Source organism: Kitasatospora sp. NPDC056651 (genome assembly GCF_042792155.1).
GTDB lineage: Bacteria > Actinomycetota > Actinomycetes > Streptomycetales > Streptomycetaceae > Kitasatospora.
On sequence record NZ_JBHTWX010000064.1, the window covers coordinates 17,958 to 34,497 of the forward strand.

The window sequence follows — 16,540 nt, forward strand, 5'->3', positions numbered from 1 at the left end:
CCTGAGCGGCGGGATCCCGGATTCCGTTCGTCGCGGATCGGGATACCAAGTGATTCCGCCGCGAACAACCCGCGACCAGCCATTCGCATTCCTGCCGACAGCGGGTTTCGCCACTTGTTCGGGTTCGATCGAGACGGGGCCCGGGCGGGTCGGGCTCCGATGGCCGGCCGGCTCGGTGATTCACCGCTCGACCCGGGTTCGGTCAGGACGAGCAGTGCGGCACGGAATGCGGCCGGAGCGGGAATGGGACGGCAGCCGATCGATTCGGCCTTCTCGGCCCATTTCCCACGGCCGCACTCGACGAGCCGCGCCGGACGACCGGGCACCGGTGCCAGGCCCTGTCCGGCCGACCGGACAAGCCCTAACCGGCGTCGTGAGGCGTATTCAGGAGGGTGGCGGCGAGCGCGCGGGCCTGGGCGCGGATCTCGGGGATGGCGGTGGATTCCAGGAGGGCGCCGCGGCGAGGCGGGCCGAGTGTCCAGAGGGGTGCCGGCGGGGCCCCGGCCGGGGGGTGCAGGCGACCGCAGGGGGAGGTGTGGAAGCCGACACCGGTCGGATCGGGGACGGCCAGGCCGGTGGCGAGGAGGTCGGCGACGAGCGGGTCGTCCAGACGGCGGACATCGGCCTGGGGGCCGGTGCAGTTGACGACGGCACCGACGCGCAGGGTGCGCCCGTCGCGAAGACGGACCAGGACGAAATCCTCGCTCGGCACGGCGTCGGCGACCTCGCCCGGGGTGACCAGGATCCGGCCCGCGCCGATTCCGTCGCGCAGGGCCCGGGCGCTGGCCGGCGGGACGCGGTGCCGGTGGACGTTCCACAGGCCGTGGTCGTGGCGCAGGAAACGGGCGCGGTCGGTGAGGGACAGCCGCTGCCAGAGTTCGGCGGTGACCGGACGCAGGCCGTCGATCCCCACCCGCCAGTCGCCGTACTCGCGACGGCAGGCCGAGACGTGGCTCAGCACGGTCCGGCGCACCTGCTGGAGGTCCGCGCCCGGCGCGAAGTGCGGCGCGGGCACGGCGGGCAGCGGTGACTCGGCGTGCGGCTGGGGCACCAGGCCGTGCCGGGAGATCGCCCGGACGGCGAGGCCCGCCCGGCTGAGGGTGAGCGCCACGTCGACCATGGTCAGCCCGGTGCCGACGAGCAGGACGTCGCCGTCGGGGGAGAGGCCGGCGAGGGCGCCCGGGGCCCACGGATCGGCCAGGTACCGGGGGGAACGGCGCAGAGTGGGAGGGACCCAGGCCTCCGTCGGAGGAAAGTTGCCCAGGGCGAGGACGACCGCCTCGGCCGGCAGCGGCCCGCCGGACTCCAGGGCGAGCGTCACACCGCGGTCGGTCCGGCGCACACCCACGACTCGCTCGTGGATCCGGTGCAGCCGCCCGGGGCCGGACCGGGCCGCCCGGGCCAGGACGTCGGCGAGGTACTCGCCGTACAGTGCCCGGGGGACGTAGTCACCGCCGGTGTGGGCGCCGGGGGAGCGCCGGGCCAGCCAGCGGACGAAGTGGTCCGGCCTGTCGGGGAAGGCGCTCATCCCGCAGGCGGGGACGTTCAGCAGATGGTGCGCGGCGCTCGTGGTGTAGGCCACCCCCCGGCCGGCGGCGGCCGCCGGATCGATCAGCCGCACCGCCAGGTCGAGCCGCAGCGCGGCGGCCCGGCGGAGCAGCTGTGCCGCGGTCAGGGTGCCGGCGGCTCCCGCGCCGACCACGGAGACACAGCGGAGGGCCTCAGGCATCGGTCAGGTCACCTCGGAAGGGGGAGAGCTCCTTGCCGCCGGCGATGCCGGCGGTGAGGGTGGCGCCGTCGGCCGGGTCGATCAGCAGGAACGAGCCGGTGCGGCGGTTGTCACTGTAGCCGTCGGGGGCCCGCGGACCGGCGGTGCGCGGCGCGGCGTGGCCGGTGTCGTCGACGGTCGGCCCCCGGGGGGCGGAGCGCTGTTCGAGCAGCGCGCGGGCGATCGAGGGCCGGCCGCGGCGTGGCGCGTGAGCGGGCTGCCGTGGCTCGTGGGGTGGCACTGGTTTCACCATGGAACCGGATACAAGGCTCATGGCACACCCTCGTGGAGGTGGCCTAGGGTCGCACCATGACGATTCCACCCGGGTTGCGGCGCTCGGTACTTCGGGCGCGGCGGGACACCGGCTTCCTGGCCGCCGGCGTTCCGCCGCACCTGATGCTGGCACCCGCGTGGGTCTGGGGCGTGGCCTTCACCGCCAAGACGGGCAACTGGCCGTTCACGCTTCCCACGTCGGTCGTCCTGATCATGCTCGGTGTCCCGGTGCTGACGGCCGTTCAACGGGCGCGCCACCGGGCACTCCTCGGGGTGGACATCCCCCGGCTGACGCCCACGCCGGAGCACTGGTCGTGGGCGTCAGCCGTCCGATGGCTCTTCTCGACGCGGACCTGGCACCAGGTCGGGTACCACCTCCTCCTGGGCCCGTTGCTGGCCGTGCCGGAGCTGCTGGTGCTCGCGGCGGCGATCGCGGGCCTGGCGGGCGCCACCGCCTTCGGTTGGGCGTGGGCGCTGCCGACGGGGGTCCGCGAGGACTGGTTCGGCTACGCGACGCAGCTGCCGTGTTACACGCTGGGCGGACTCGTCCTCCTGTACGCCGTGCCCTGGACGGCGGGTGCGGTGGCCCGGGTCGAGTCGCGTTTGGCGGCGGCCCTCCTCGGGCCCAGTCGGACCCAGCAGCTCCAGGAACAGGTCGACCACCTGGCCGAGAGCCGGACCGGCTTGATCGAAGCCGTCGATGCCGAGCGCCGTCGCATCGAGCGCGACCTGCACGACGGCACCCAGCAGCGGCTGGTCTCCCTCGCGGTCAACCTGGGCCTGGCCATGGCCGCGCGCCCCGACATGCCGGGCGAGACCCGCGCGATGATCGCGGAGGCGCACCTCGAAGCGAAGCAGGCGATCTCCGAACTCAACGACCTGGTCCGGGGATTGCATCCGGCCGTGCTCGAAGACCGCGGACTGGACGCGGCGTTGTCCGGGCTGGTCGCGCGGGTGCCCCTGCCGGTGCGCCTGCGGGTCGAGCTCGAGGCGCGGGTGGCGCCCGTCGTGGAGTCGGTCGCGTACTTCGTGATCTCCGAGGCACTGACCAATGTGACGAAGCACGCCGGTGCGACGCGTGCCGAAGTGGCCGTCAGGCGGGTCGGGAAGGTGTTGCGGGTGCACGTCACCGACGACGGACTGGGCGGGGCCGACGCCTCCGCCGGTACGGGGCTGAGCGGGCTGGCCAAGCGGGTCGGCTCCATCGACGGCACCTTCCGCGTCAGCAGCCCCGTGGGGGGACCGACCATCGTGGCGGCGGAGTTGCCGTGCGGGCGGTGATCGCCGAGGACTCGGTGCTGTTGCGGGTCGGCCTGGTCAAGGTGCTGGAGACGGGCGGGTTCCGGGTCGTCGCGGAAGTCGGCGACGGAGAGGCGCTGTTGGCGGCGGTGGAGGAGCACCGGCCCGAACTCGCCCTGGTCGACGTCCGGATGCCGCCGGGCTTCGCCGACGAGGGGGTGCGCGCGGCGATGGAGATCCGCCGGCGGTGGCCGCGGACGGCGGTGGTGCTGCTGTCGCAGTACGTGGAGGAGCGGTACGCGGCCGACCTGCTGTCCGCCAACACCAGCGGCGTCGGCTACCTGCTCAAGCAGCGAGTCGCCGATGTCGCGGAGTTCGTGGAGGCGGTGCGGCGGGTGACGGCCGGGGGTACGGCGTTGGATCCGCAGGTCGTCGCCCAGCTGTTGCTTCGGCGTGACGGCGACCCACTGAAGCGGCTGACCCCGCGTGAACGGGACGTCCTGGGCGTCATGGCCGAGGGGCGCTCCAACGCGGGCATCGCGCAGGCGCTGGGGGTCAGCGAGAGCGCGGTGGCCAAGCACATCAACAACATCTTCGCCAAGCTCGACCTGCCTGTGGTCGACGCGGACCACCGCCGCGTCCTCGCCGTGCTGCGGTTCCTGGGAGCGTCCCGGGCCTGACCGGCGGTCGTGGACCAGCCGCAGCCGAGCGCCGGCCGCTGGGTCGGACCGGACGGCTCGGTGGTCGTGGAGGCCGCGCTCGCCCAGGCATTCGGCGTCGGCGTCGGCGTCGGCGACCGGATCACCGTCTCCGAGCAGGAGTTCACCGTCTCCGGAACCGCGGTGAGCGCCGCCATCGCCCCGTTCCCGGCGGCCCCGCCGGGCGGTACTCGCCGCGGCGAGCGTCGCCATCACGGTCGGCGGCATCGTCGCGGTGCTGATGGCCCGTCAGCGCGTCGCCTCCCAGCAGTTCTCCGGGCCCGACGCGCTGGCCAACCCGCTGTCCGAACGACTCGGCCAGACCATGCTGGTGATCACGGTCATGATCGGTGTGCTGGCCTCGATCAACGCGGTCTTCATCGTCTGGGCGACGGTCCTCGACGCGCGCCGCTCCTCGGCGGTGGCCCGCGCACTCGGCGCCGACGCGGGCCAGGTGAGCGCCAGTCTGGTCTACGCGCAGGCGATCCCGGTGACGGTCGGCGCCTTGCTGGGCATCCCCGGCGGCATGGCGCTCTTCACCGGTGTGGGCAAGGGCGGGCCGGCGCACCTGCCGAGCCCGGTCGTCCTGCCGGCCGTGGTCGTCGGGACGATCGCGCTGATCTCGCTGCTGACCTCGTTCCCGGCCCGTGCCGGGGCCCGCCGTCCGGTGGCCGAGGTCCTCCAGGCGGAGGCCGCCTGACCGAACCCACCCGCCGGGACGGGCCTGCCCGGTCGGTCGAGCTCGCCGACCGCCCACCGCGGCACTGCTCCGGGCCCGACCTGCGGCTCATTCGGGTGTGACGTCAGTGGGCCGTCGTTTGTATTGACATGCACGCGCAACGTGCGCTTAACCTGTCGGGCACTACCCGCTAGTAGTGTCAACCTACAAGCGGGCGGCGAATCGCGCGAGAGTGCCTCTGGCAATGCGGCAGGGGCGCTTCGCGATGCGCTGCACCGAGAGTCGCTCGTGCCCCCCACTGCGCCGTCAGACTCACACTCGGAGATCCCATGAGGTCCGCCGCACAGTCGACCACCGCACCGACCGCACTGCTGACCGAACTCGTCATCGGCCTCACGCCCTTCCACCAGCCGGATGCGGGGCTCGCCGAGGCCGTGTCCCGCGCGGGCGCGCTGGGCGTGCTGGACCTCGGGGCGGGGGACCGCCGGGCCCGCGAGGAACTCGCCACCCTCCGCGGGCGGTTCACCGGCCGCTTCGGCGTCAGGGTCGGTCCCGGCTGTCGGCTCGACCCCGCCGAACTGCGCTCGCGTGGCGGTGCGGGGCCGGACACCGTGGTGCTGGCCGAGGGCGCCCCCCGTTGGGACGCGGCCGAACTGGCCGGTGCGTACCGCCTGTTGGTCGAGGTCACCGATCTCGCGCAGGCCCTCGCGGCGGTCCGCGCCGGGGCGCACGGGCTGATCGCGCGCGGCAGCGAGAGCGGCGGCCCGGTCGGCGAGTTGAGCACCTTCGTGCTGCTCCAGCAACTGCTGGCCGCACCCGAGATCGGGGTGCCGGTCTGGGCCGGCGGTGGCATCGGCCTGCGCACCGCCGCGGCGGCGGTGGCCGGAGGGGCGGCCGGAGTGGTGCTGGACAGCCAGCTCGCGCTGCTCGCCGAGTCGGCGGTTCCGCAGGAGATCGCGGCGGCCGTGCGCCGCATGGACGGGTCCGAGACGGCGGTGGCCGACGGGTGCCGGGTGCTGCGGTCCTCCTCCGGCGGCTCGCCGGGCCCGCAACTGATGGTCGGTCAGGACGGCTTTCTGGCCGCGAGATTCGCCGAGCGCTGGAGAACGGCCGGGGCGGTGGTCCGCGCGGTCCGGGACGCCGTGCTGGACGCACTGCGGGCTGCGGCCGTGCCGGGTGCGGCGGCGGCGCTGCTCGGGCCCGGCGCGCCGATGAGCCGGGCGCTGGGGACCGGACTGCCCGTGGTCCAGGGCCCGATGACCAGGGTCAGCGACCAGGCGGGGTTCGCGGCCGCGGTGGCCGAGGCGGGTGGCCTGCCGGTGGTGGCCCTCGCTCTGGCCGGCCCGGAGCAGACCCGCGACCTGCTGCGGACGACCGCCGCTGCCCTCGACGGACAACCGTGGGGCGTGGGGGTGTTGGGCTTCGCGCCGGAGGAGGTGCGGAGCGCCCAGCTCGCCGAGGTACTGGCGGCGCGGCCCACCCACGCGGTGATCGCGGGCGGGCGCCCGTCGCAAGCCCGGGTGCTGGAGGAGGCGGGTGTCCGGACCTTCCTGCACGTGCCCTCCCCGGGTCTGCTGAAACAGTTCCTGGAGGACGGGGCCCGCCGGTTCGTCTTCGAGGGCTCGGAGTGCGGCGGACACGTCGGGCCCCGGCACAGCTTCCCGCTGTGGGAGGCGCAGTTGGCGGTGGTGGAGGACTTCCTGGCCGCCGCGCGGGACAGCCCGCAGGTGGAGCTGCTGTTCGCGGGCGGCGTGCACGACGAGCGCTCGGCGGCCATGGTCGCGGCGCTGACCGCACCGCTGGCCGGCCGGGGCGTGGCGGCGGGACTGCTGATGGGTACGGCGTACCTGTTCACCGAGGAGGCGGTGGCCCACGGAGCCGTCCAGCCGCAGTTCCAGCGGCAGGTGCTGGCGGCGCGCGGGACGGAGCTGCTGCAGACGGCTCCCGGGCACGCCACCCGCTGTGTCGCGAGCCCGTTCACGGCCGAGTTCGAGCGGACCCGGGAGCGGCTGCGGGCCGAGGGCGCGCCCGAGCGCGAGGTCTGGGAGCGGCTGGAGCGGCTGAACGTCGGCCGGCTGCGGATCGCCAGCAAGGGCCTCGACCGGGTGGCCGGGGAACTCGCCGGGGTGGACGAGCAGGAGCAGCTGGCCCGGGGCATGTTCATGGCCGGGCAGGTGGCCGTCCTGCGCTCGGCCACCACGACGCTCGCCGAGCTGCACGCCGCGGTCGGCACCGGCGCGGCCGGGTTCCTGGCCGCGCGGGCCACCGACCTGGTGGAGCGGCTGGGCCTGGCACCGGAGGCCGCGGCGGAGCCCGAGCCGGCTCCGCTCGACATCGCCGTGATCGGCATGGCCGGCATGTTCCCGGGCGCCCCCGACCTGCCCGCCTTCTGGGCGAACGTGGTCGGCGGGGTGGACGCGGTGACGGAGGTGCCGGCCGAGCGCTGGGACCCGGCGCTCTACCACTCGGCCGACGGCGGCCCCGGCAGCACGCCCTCCAAGTGGGGCGGCTTCCTGCCGCGGATCCCGTTCGACCCGCTGGCCTACGGCATCCCGCCGGCCGCGCTCGGCAGCATCGAGCCGGTGCAGCTGCTCGCGCTGGAGGCGGCGCGGCGGGCGCTGCTGGACGCCGGGTACGACGGCGGGGGAGCGGAGGGCGGCCGGGCCTTCGACCGCTCCCGCACCAGCGTGGTGTTCGGCGCGGAGGCGGGCAGCGACCTGTCGAACGCGGGGGTGCTGGGCGCGGTGCTCCCGGCCTACCTGGGCGAGGTGCCGGAGGCGATCGCCGAGCAGTTGCCGAAGCTCACCGAGGACTCCTTCCCCGGCATGCTCTCCAACGTCATCTCCGGCCGGATCGCCAACCGCCTGGACCTGGGCGGCGCCAACTTCACGGTGGACGCCGCCTGCGCCTCCTCGCTGGCGGCGCTGGACGTGGCCTGCAAGGAACTGGCCTCCGGGACGAGCGACCTGGCCCTGTGCGGCGGCGCCGACCTGCACAACGGGATCAACGACTTCCTGCTCTTCGCCTCGGTGCACGCGCTCTCGCCGACCGGCCGCTCCCGCCCGTTCGACGCGTCGGCGGACGGCATCGTGCTGGGCGAAGGGGTCGGCTGCCTGGTGCTGAAGCGGCTGGCGGACGCGGAGCGGGACGGCGACCGGGTGTACGCGGTGGTCCAGGGGGTCGGCAGCGCGAGCGACGGCCGGTCGCTCGGCCTGACGGCGCCCCGCCCCGAAGGGCAGCGGCTGGCGCTGGAGCGCGCGTACCGCAGCGCCGGCACCGGCCCGGCCCGGGTCGGACTGGTCGAGGCGCACGGCACCGGCACGGTGGTCGGCGACCGTACCGAACTCGCCGTACTGAGCGAGGTGTTCGCCGAGGACGGCGCCGCGCCCGGGAGTTGCGCGCTGGGGTCGGTCAAGTCGCAGATCGGGCACACCAAGTGCGCGGCCGGGCTGGCCGGTCTGATCAAGGCCTCGCTGGCGCTGCACACCGGGATCAAGCCCCCCACCCTGCACCTGGAGCGGCCGAACGCGGCCTGGGAGGCCGGCGGCAGCCCGTTCGTGTTCCACGCCGAGGCCCGCCCGTGGGCCGCCGTACCGGCCGAACGGGTGGCGGGCGTCAGCGCGTTCGGCTTCGGCGGCACCAACTTCCACGCGGTGCTGCGCGGTTACGACGGACCGACGCCGGTGCACGGGCTCCAGGAGTGGCCGGCCGAACTGTTCACCTTCCGGGGCACCGACCGGGAGCGGGCGCTGCGCGAGGTCGCGGAGCTCCTGCGGTCGGTGGTGGCGGACGGCTCGCCCTGGCGGCTGCGCGACCTCGCGCTGGCCGCCTCCCGGAGGGCGGAGTCCGGGCGCGGCCCGGTCCAGGTCGCCGTGGTGGCCTCGGACGTCGCCGAACTGGTCCGGCTGCTGCGGGCCGCCGAGGCCGGAGCGCCCGCCGACGGGCTGTTCCTGGCAGAGGCGGCGGGCGAGCAGCCGGGCGAGGTGGCCTTCCTCTTCCCCGGGCAGGGCAGCCAGCGCCCGGGGATGTTCGCCGAGCTGTTCGCGGCCTTCCCCGGGGTGCAGCGCCACCTGCGGCTCGGCGCGGGCCACGCGGACGTGCTGTACCCGCCGCTGGCCTTCACCCCCGAGGCGCGGGAGGCCCAGCGCACCGCCGTGACGGACACCAGGGTGGCCCAGCCCGTGCTGGGCATGGCGGGCCTGGCGGCGTTCGAGCTGCTGGCTCTGGCCGGGGTGAGCCCGCAGCTCGCGGGCGGCCACAGCTACGGCGAGCTGGTCGCGCTCTGCGCGGCGGGCGCGCTGGCCGCCGAGGAGCTGCCCTCGCTCGGCGCCGACCGGGCGCGGGCCATCCTCGGTGCGGTCGGCGCGGTCGGCGCGGTCGGTGCGGTCGGCGCGGGCGGTGACCCGGGCTCGATGGCCGCAGTGGCGGCCGGGGCCGAGCAGGTCGAGCGGGTGCTGGCGGCCGGCGGCCTCGCGGGCCGAGTGGTGGCGGCCAACCACAACGCGCCCCGGCAGACGGTGGTGTCCGGTGCGACGGCGGAGCTGGCCACCGCGATCGGGCTGCTGCGCGAAGCCGGGTACGGCGTGAAGCGGCTGCCGGTCGCCTGCGCCTTTCACAGCCCGCTGGTGGCGGGCGCGGGCGAGCGCTTCGCCGAGACGCTGGCGGCCCGGACGGTACGGGCGCCGGAGTTCCCGGTCTTCGCGAACCGGACGGCGGCCGCCTACCCGGCCGACCCGGCCGGAGTGCGGGCCGAGCTGGCGGCGCAGATCGGCGCACCGGTGCGCTTCGTGGCGCAGGTCGAGGCGATGTACGAGGCGGGCGCCCGGGTGTTCGTCGAGGCCGGCCCGGGGTCGGTGCTGACCCGGCTGGTGTCGGCGGTGCTCGGCGACCGGCCGCACCGGGCGGTGCCGCTCGAAGACCGCCGGCGCGGTCTGCCCGGCTTCCTCGACGCGCTCGCCGCGCTCGCCGTCGCGGGCGTTCCGGTACGGACCGACCGGCTGTTCCGCGGCCGGGACGCGGTGGACGCCGGCCGGGCGCGCACGCCGCGCCGGCCCGGCTGGACGGTGGACGGGCAGCTGGTACGCACCGCTGCCGGAGAACTGCTGCCCGGTGCGCTCGCACCGGCCCGACCCGTACCGGAGGCGCTGATGACAGCCCAGGCACCGAACCCGAACGGCGACGCACTGGTCTCGGAGTTCCTCCGCAGCAGCCGAGAGCTGATCGCGGCCCAGCGCGACGTGCTGATGACCTACCTCGGTGGCACCGGTCAGGCGCCGGCCCCGCTGTCCCCGGCCGCCCCGCTGTCCCCGGCCGCCGCGCAGCTGCCGGTGCCGACGGCGGTACCGGTGCCCGAGCTGCCCGCCGCCGCCCGGCCGGAGCCGGTGGCCGTGGAGCCGGTGGCGGCCGTGGCGGCCGCGGCCGCGCCGGTCGGCGAGGAGGACGTGCTGCGCGCGGTGGTCGAGGTGATCAGCGAACGCACCGGCTACCCGGCCGACATGATCGAGCCTGACCTGGACCTCGAAGCCGACCTCAGCGTCGACTCCATCAAGCGCACCGAGATCATCGGCCAACTCGCCCGCCGCCTCGGCGACGCGCAGGGGCTCGGCGCCCTCGGAGGGCTCGCCGACGAGCAGGTGGAGGAACTCTCCCGCGCCCGCACCGCCGCCGACATCACCGCCTGGCTCACCACCCGGCTCGGCGCGCCCGCCGCCGAGCCGGTCACCGCACCGGGCGGTGCCGCCGCCGAGGCCGTCACCCCTGAGGCCCGCGTCCCCGACGCCCGCACCCCCGGGACCGAGCCGCCCGTCGCGGGCCACGAGCCGGTCCGGCTGGCCTTCGAAGCCGTACCGCTCGCCGAACCGGCCCGCACCCCCGAGGCACTGGCGGGCAAGCGCTTCGCCCTGCTGGGGGAGGACGGCCACGGCGTCGGACCGGCCCTCGCCGCCCGGCTGACCGCCGCCGGCGCGCAGTTGCTCGCCGTACCCGCCGGACACGAACTCTCGTCGGCGGACGGCCCGTTGGACGGCGTCCTGCTGCTGGACCCGCTCGCGGAGCACGGAGCACCGGTACTGCCCGGCGGTGTGCCCGCACTGCGGGCCGCGCTGGCGCTCGCCCCCAGATGGCTGGTCGCCGCCCGGCCGGCCACGCGGCCGGACTCCGGCCGGGCGGACGGGCTGCGCGGGCTGTTCCGCACGCTGGCCCGGGAGTACCCGGACAGCTCGGTTCGGCTGGTCGAACTCGATCCGGCGGACCCGGCGCGGGCCGCCGACCTGCTGCTCGTCGACCTGCTCGCCGACGATCGCGAGCCGGTGGTGCTGCACGGCCCGGCCGGACGCCAGGGCCTCGCGCTGGTGGAGCGCGGCCTCGGGCTGCTCGGCAGCACGGGGGCCGGGCCCGCCGGCGACGGCGTGGCGGAGGCCGCCGCGCTGGGACTGGACCAGGAGGCCGTGGTGCTGCTGGTCGGCGGGGCGCGCGGGATCACCGCGCGGTTCGCGGCCACGCTCGCCTCGGCCGGCCGCTGCCGGCTGGAGCTGCTGGGCCGCACCGCGCCGCCCGAGGGCCCGGAGGACCCGGCGACGGCCGCCGCCCGCGACCGGTCCGCACTGCGGGCCGCGCTCGCCCGCCACGGCGTACCGCTGCCCGAGGTCGACGCCGCCGCCTCCCGGCTGCTGGCCGGGCGCGAGGTCGCGGCGACCCTCGACGAACTGTCCGCGCTCGGCTCGCGGGCCCGCTACCGCGCGGTGGACGCGGCCGACCCGGCGGCCCTGCGCCAGGCGGTCAAGGAGGTGTACGCCGAGTACGGCCGGCTGGACGGCGTGGTCTACGCGGCGGGCGTGATCGAGGACAAGCTGCTCGCCGAGAAGGATCCGGAGTCCTTCCGGCGGGTGTTCGCCACCAAGGCGGACGGCGCCCGGGCGCTGCTGGACGCGCTCGCCGAACTGCCCGCCGGGCCGGGGTTCACGGTGCTCTTCGGCAGCATCGCGGCCGCGCTGGGCAACCGGGGCCAGGCCGACTACGCGGCGGCCAATGACGCGCTGGAGGAGCTGGCCGCCCGCTGGTCGGACCGCACCGGACGCCGGGCGCTGACGGTGCACTGGGGCCCCTGGGCACCGGCCGGCGCACACGGCGGCATGGTGTCCGAGGAGCTGGCCCGGGACTACGCCCGGCGCGGTGTCAAGCTGATCGACCCGGACGCCGGCACGCTGGCGCTGCTGCGCGAACTCGCCTGGGGCGAGCGGTCGGTGCGGGCCGTGGTCTACACCGCCTCGGGCTGGTGAGCGTCCCGATGCGGCGGGCAGCCACCCCGGTGGCCGTGGTGGGCATGGCGGTGCTGCTGCCGGGAGCCCCCGACCTGGCGGCCTACTGGCGGAACCTGGTCGACGGGGTCGACGCGGTCACCGACGTCCCGGCCGGGCGCTGGGACGCGGACTACTACGACCCGGGCGGCGCCACCGGGCCGGCCGCGCCGGACCGGCTCTACTGCCGGCGCGGCGGCTTCGTGGACGGGCTGGCCGAGGTGCAGCCGACCCGGTTCGGCCTGATGCCGAGCTCGGTCGCGGCCACCGAGCCCGACCAGCTGATCGCGCTCCAGGTGGCCGCCGCCGCCATCGCCGACGCGGGCGGCCCGGAGCGGCTGCCGGACCGCGACCGGATCGGGGTGGTGCTCGGCCGGGGCGGGTACCTGACGCCGGGCCTGGTCCGGCTCGACCAGCGGGTGCGCAGCGCGCACCAGGTGGTCCGCACGCTCGCCGAGCTGCTGCCGGATCTGACGGAAAGTCAACTGGAGAAGGTCCGGACCGCGTTCACCGACCGGCTCGGCCCGGATCGGCCCGAGTCGGCGATCGGCCTGGTGCCCAACCTGGCCGCCTCCCGGCTGGCCAACCGGCTCGACCTGCGCGGCCCCGCCTACACGGTGGACGCCGCCTGCGCGTCCTCGCTGGTCGCCGTCGACCAGGCGGTCGGCGAACTGGCCACCGGGCGCTGCGACCTGGTGCTGGCGGGCGGGGTGCACCACTGCCACGACGTCACGCTGTGGAGCGTGTTCGCGCAGCTGCGGGCGCTCTCGCCGAGCCAGCGGATCCGCCCGTTCCACCGGGGCGCCGACGGCCTGCTGGTCGGCGAGGGCACCGGCGTGGTGGCGCTCAAGCGGCTCGCCGACGCCGAACGGGACGGTGACCGGGTGTACGCGGTGATCCGGGGCACCGGAGTGGCGAGCGACGGCCGGACGGCGGGCCTGGCCAGCCCCGACCCGGGTGGCCAGGCCCGCGCCGTCCGGGCGGCCTGGCGGGCGGCCGGGCTCGACCCGGCGGCGCCCGGCGCGCTCGGCCTGCTGGAGGCCCACGGCACCGCCACCCCGGCCGGTGACGCCGCCGAACTCGCCACCCTGGCCGAGGTGTTCGGACCTGCGGGCAGAGCGGAGCGGGCCGTGCTCGGCTCGGTGAAGTCCATGATCGGCCACACCATGCCGGCCGCCGGCGTGGCCGGCCTGGTCAAGGCGGCGCTGGCCGTGCACCACGGCGTGCTGCTGCCCACCCTGCACTGCGAGGACCCGCACCCGGCGCTGGCCGGCACCCGGTTCCGCACCATCGCCGCCGCGCAGCCCTGGGAGACCGGCCCCACCGGGCCGCCACGCCGGGCCGGGGTGAACGCCTTCGGCTTCGGCGGCATCAACGCCCACGTGGTGCTGGAGCAGGCCCCGGGCCCCACCCGGGCCGTCCGCCGCGCCGCCCTGTCCGTCGCCGAACCCGAGCGCGTGCTGCGACTGGCCGCCGACGGGCCCCAACGGCTCGCCGATCAGCTGGCGGCCGACGACTCGGCGCTGCTGGCCGCCGCGGCGGCGGAGCCGGGGGTCGGCGCGCCGAGCTGCCGGCTGGCGATCGCCGACCCGACGCCGAAGCGGCTGGGGCTGGCCCGCCGGGCGGTGGCCCGGGGGCGGGCCTGGCGCGGGCGCGGCGACGTGTGGTTCACGCCGGAGCCGCTGCTGGCGTCCGGCGGCCGGATCGCATTCCTCTTCCCCGGCCTGGAGGGCGAGTTCACCCCCCGGGTGGACGATGTCGCCGACCACTTCGGCCTGCCCCGCCCGCTCCCGGCGGACGCCGCTCCGGTCGGCGACGTCGCGCGGCACGGCGTCGGCGTGGTCACCGTCGGGCGGCTGCTCGACACCGCGCTGCGCCGGATCGGCGTCCGGCCGGACGCCGTGGCCGGGCACAGTGTCGGCGAGTGGACCGCCATGATCGCGGGCGGCCTGTACTCCGGCGCCTCGGTGGACACCTTCCTGACGGCCTTCGACCCGGATTCGCTGCGCGTCCCCGGGCTGGCCTTCGCCGCGCTCGGTGCCCCCGCCGACCGGGTGCTCGACGCGCTGGCGACGGTCGACGGCATGTCCGAGGTGGTCCTCTCGCACGACAACGCGCCGCAGCAGTCGATCGTCTGCGGTCCCCAGCAGCCGGTCACCGAGCTGGTGCACTGGTTCCGCGCACGCGGCGTCCTCGGCCAGGTACTGCCGTTCCGGTCCGGCTTCCACACCCCGATGCTGGCCCCCTACCTCGACCCGATCCGGCAGTCCGCCGACCGGTTCGAGCTGCACCGGCCCACCGTGCCGGTCTGGTCCGGGACGACCTCCTCGCCCTTCCCGCCGACCGAGGCGGCCGTCCGCGCGCTGTTCCTGCGCCACCTGCTGGAGCCGGTACGGTTCCGGCCGCTGATCGAGGCGATGTACGCGGCCGGGTTCCGGGCGTTCGTCCAGGCGGGGACCGGGCAGCTGGCCTCGCTGGTGGGGGACACCCTCGGCGAGCGGGCGCACCTGGCGGTCGCGGCCAACTCCCCGAACCGCGACGGGCTGGCGCAGCTGCGCCGGGTGGCGGCCGCGCTCTGGGTGGACGGCGCCGAACCGGACGCGGCCGCCCTGCGGCCCGCCGCCGTCCGAGCCGCCGCCGTCCGGGCCGCTTTGCCGCAGCGGCCCCACCCGGCGGTACCGCTGGACCTCGGCGGCGCGCTCGTCTCGCTGGACCCGGTCGTACTCGGTGCGCTCCGCGCCGACCTGGCGTCCGCCCGTTCGACCGGGCCCGACCTCGCTTCGCTCGCCGACCGCTCGCCGGTCGCCGCCGAACTGGACGCACTGCTGCGCGAGACCGGACGGGCGGCAGCCGAACTGATCGGTGCGGGGCGGCAGTCGGTCGTGCCGGTCGCACCCGCCGCGCCCGCCGCGCCGGTCGCACCCGCCGCGCCCATCGTGCCCGTCGCACCCGCCGCGCCCGCCGCGTCCCGCCGGGAACTCGTCAGCAGACTCCGCGTCTCGCTCGACACCATGCCCTACCTGCTCGACCACTGCTTCTTCCGCCAGCGCCCCGGCTGGCCCGACCCGCTGGACCGCTGGCCCGTCGTGCCGGCCACCACCATCGTGCAGCACCTGGCGGACGCCGCCGAGCGGGCGGTCCCCGGCCGACTGGCCACCGGGGTGAGCGAGTTGCGCTTCGGGCAGTGGGTGCCGGCCGGGACCCCGCTGGACGTCGACATCACCCTGGAGCACACCGGCCCCGGCCTCCTCGCCGCCTCCTTCGGCGGATTCGCGCGCGGAGTGGTAGAGCTGACGGACCGTCACACACCGCCGCCCGCCCCCTGGCCGGTCGACCCCTCGGCCGAGCGGGCGCCGGAGCTGACCGCCGCCGGGCTGTACGACCAGCGGTGGATGTTCCACGGCCCCGCGTTCCAGGGCCTCACCGAGCTGACCGCCCTCGGGCAGTCGCACGTACGCGGCGTGATCACCGCGCCGGCCGCGCCCGGCGCGCTGCTGGACAACGTCGGCCAGCTGCTCGGCTACTGGATCATGGCGACCCACACCGAGCGGACGGTGGTCTTCCCGGTCGGCATCGGGCAGTTGCGCTTCTACGGGCCGCCGCCGCGACCGGGCACCGAGCTGGAGTGCCACATCCGGATCACCGGCCTCACCGACACGGTTCTCGAAGCCGACGCGCAGCTGCTGTCCGGCGGCGCCGTCTGGGCGGAGGCGCACGGCTGGCAGGACCGCCGCTTCGACAGCCACCCCGAGACCAGGCCCGTCGACCGGTTCGTCGAGCGCAACACCCTCTCCACCCCGCAGCCCGGCGGCTGGGTGCTGCTGCACGAGCGCTGGCCCGACCTCGCCTCCCGCGACCTGATCATGCGCAACCACCTCGGCACCGCCGAGCGGGCCCGGTACGAGCGGCAGCCGCCGCGCGGCCGCCGGGCCTGGCTGCTCGGCCGGATCGCGGTCAAGGACGCGGTGCGGCGCCTGCTCTGGCAGCAGGGCGATGCCACGGTCTTCCCGGCCGAGATCGAGGTGCTCAACGAGGACTCCGGCCGCCCCCGGGTGGCCGGACTGCACGGCCGGACGCTACCGGAGCTGGAGGTCTCGCTCGCCCACCGGGCCGAGGCGGCCGTCGCACTGGTCCGGCCGCGCCGTCCCGGCGGTGGGCCGGGGGCGGGCATCGACCTGGAGGAGGTCGTGGAGCGCCCGGCGGAGACCCTGCGGGTCGCCCTCGGTCCGGCGGAGCTGGCACTCCTGGCGGAGTGCCGACGGGTCCACGGCGGTTCCGAGGGGCTCTGGTTCAGCCGGTTCTGGGCGGCCAAGGAGGCGGCGGCCAAGAGCGAGGGCACCGGCCTGCGGGGCCGGCCGCGCGACTTCGCCGTGGTCGCGGCCGAACCGTCCGCGCTGACGGTGGTGGCCGCCGGGCCGGCCGGACCGCGCACCCACCGGCTGCGGTGCACCGGCGTCGGCAGCCCGCCCGGCCTGCCGGAGCGCAGCTACGTCGTCGCCTGGACCCGAGCCGACGACGGCCCCGGCAGCGGCCACATCGACAGCGACCACATCGAAAGCGACGAGAGGACACCAGTCAAGTGACCGCC

The 16,540-nt window shown here is 76.2% G+C and carries 7 protein-coding genes; 5 read left to right on the forward strand and 2 right to left on the reverse strand.

Features of this window, described 5'->3' with window-relative positions:
• Window positions 1-361: 361 nt before the first annotated feature.
• The gene (locus ACFRAR_RS23710) at window positions 362-1,729 is read right to left on the reverse strand and encodes an FAD/NAD(P)-binding protein (protein ID WP_380700151.1); all 1,368 of its coding nucleotides are present in this window, start codon (window positions 1,727-1,729) and stop codon (window positions 362-364) included.
• Window positions 1,722-2,009 (reverse strand): hypothetical protein, encoded by a 288-nt coding sequence (locus tag ACFRAR_RS23715; protein ID WP_380700152.1) that lies wholly within the window; start codon window positions 2,007-2,009, stop codon window positions 1,722-1,724. The genes ACFRAR_RS23710 and ACFRAR_RS23715 overlap by 8 nt, the downstream gene beginning before the upstream one ends.
• Window positions 2,010-2,077: 68 nt before the next feature.
• Here ACFRAR_RS23715 and ACFRAR_RS23720 point away from each other — a divergent pair, with 68 nt between their 5' ends.
• From ACFRAR_RS23720 to ACFRAR_RS23740, 5 genes are all read left to right on the forward strand, one after another.
• The gene (locus ACFRAR_RS23720) at window positions 2,078-3,322 is read left to right on the forward strand and encodes a histidine kinase (RefSeq protein WP_380700153.1); all 1,245 of its coding nucleotides are present in this window, start codon (window positions 2,078-2,080) and stop codon (window positions 3,320-3,322) included.
• Window positions 3,310-3,960 (forward strand): response regulator, encoded by a 651-nt coding sequence (locus ACFRAR_RS23725; protein ID WP_380700154.1) that lies wholly within the window; start codon window positions 3,310-3,312, stop codon window positions 3,958-3,960. Before ACFRAR_RS23720 ends, ACFRAR_RS23725 begins: the two co-directional genes overlap by 13 nt.
• Before the next feature lie 259 nt (window positions 3,961-4,219).
• Window positions 4,220-4,678: an FtsX-like permease family protein gene (locus ACFRAR_RS23730; protein WP_380700155.1), complete on the forward strand. Its 459-nt coding sequence runs from the start codon at window positions 4,220-4,222 to the stop codon at window positions 4,676-4,678.
• Between the two features lie 308 nt (window positions 4,679-4,986).
• Window positions 4,987-11,934 carry an SDR family NAD(P)-dependent oxidoreductase gene (locus ACFRAR_RS23735; protein WP_380700156.1) on the forward strand — a complete coding sequence of 2,316 codons (6,948 nt, stop codon included), beginning with the start codon at window positions 4,987-4,989 and terminating at the stop codon, window positions 11,932-11,934.
• Window positions 11,935-11,942: 8 nt separating this feature from the next.
• Window positions 11,943-16,535 (forward strand): beta-ketoacyl synthase N-terminal-like domain-containing protein, encoded by a 4,593-nt coding sequence (locus tag ACFRAR_RS23740; protein WP_380700169.1) that lies wholly within the window; start codon window positions 11,943-11,945, stop codon window positions 16,533-16,535.
• Window positions 16,536-16,540: the final 5 nt, after the last annotated feature.

Coding starts and splice junctions, on each gene's coding strand:
- ACFRAR_RS23710 (WP_380700151.1), bottom strand. CDS start 1,729: ATGCCTGAGGCCCTCCGCTGTGTCTCCGTGGTCGGCGCGGGAGCCGCC.
- ACFRAR_RS23720 (WP_380700153.1), top strand. CDS start 2,078: ATGACGATTCCACCCGGGTTGCGGCGCTCGGTACTTCGGGCGCGGCGG.
- ACFRAR_RS23730 (WP_380700155.1), top strand. CDS start 4,220: ATGGCCCGTCAGCGCGTCGCCTCCCAGCAGTTCTCCGGGCCCGACGCG.
- ACFRAR_RS23735 (WP_380700156.1), top strand. CDS start 4,987: ATGAGGTCCGCCGCACAGTCGACCACCGCACCGACCGCACTGCTGACC.
- ACFRAR_RS23740 (WP_380700169.1), top strand. CDS start 11,943: ATGCGGCGGGCAGCCACCCCGGTGGCCGTGGTGGGCATGGCGGTGCTG.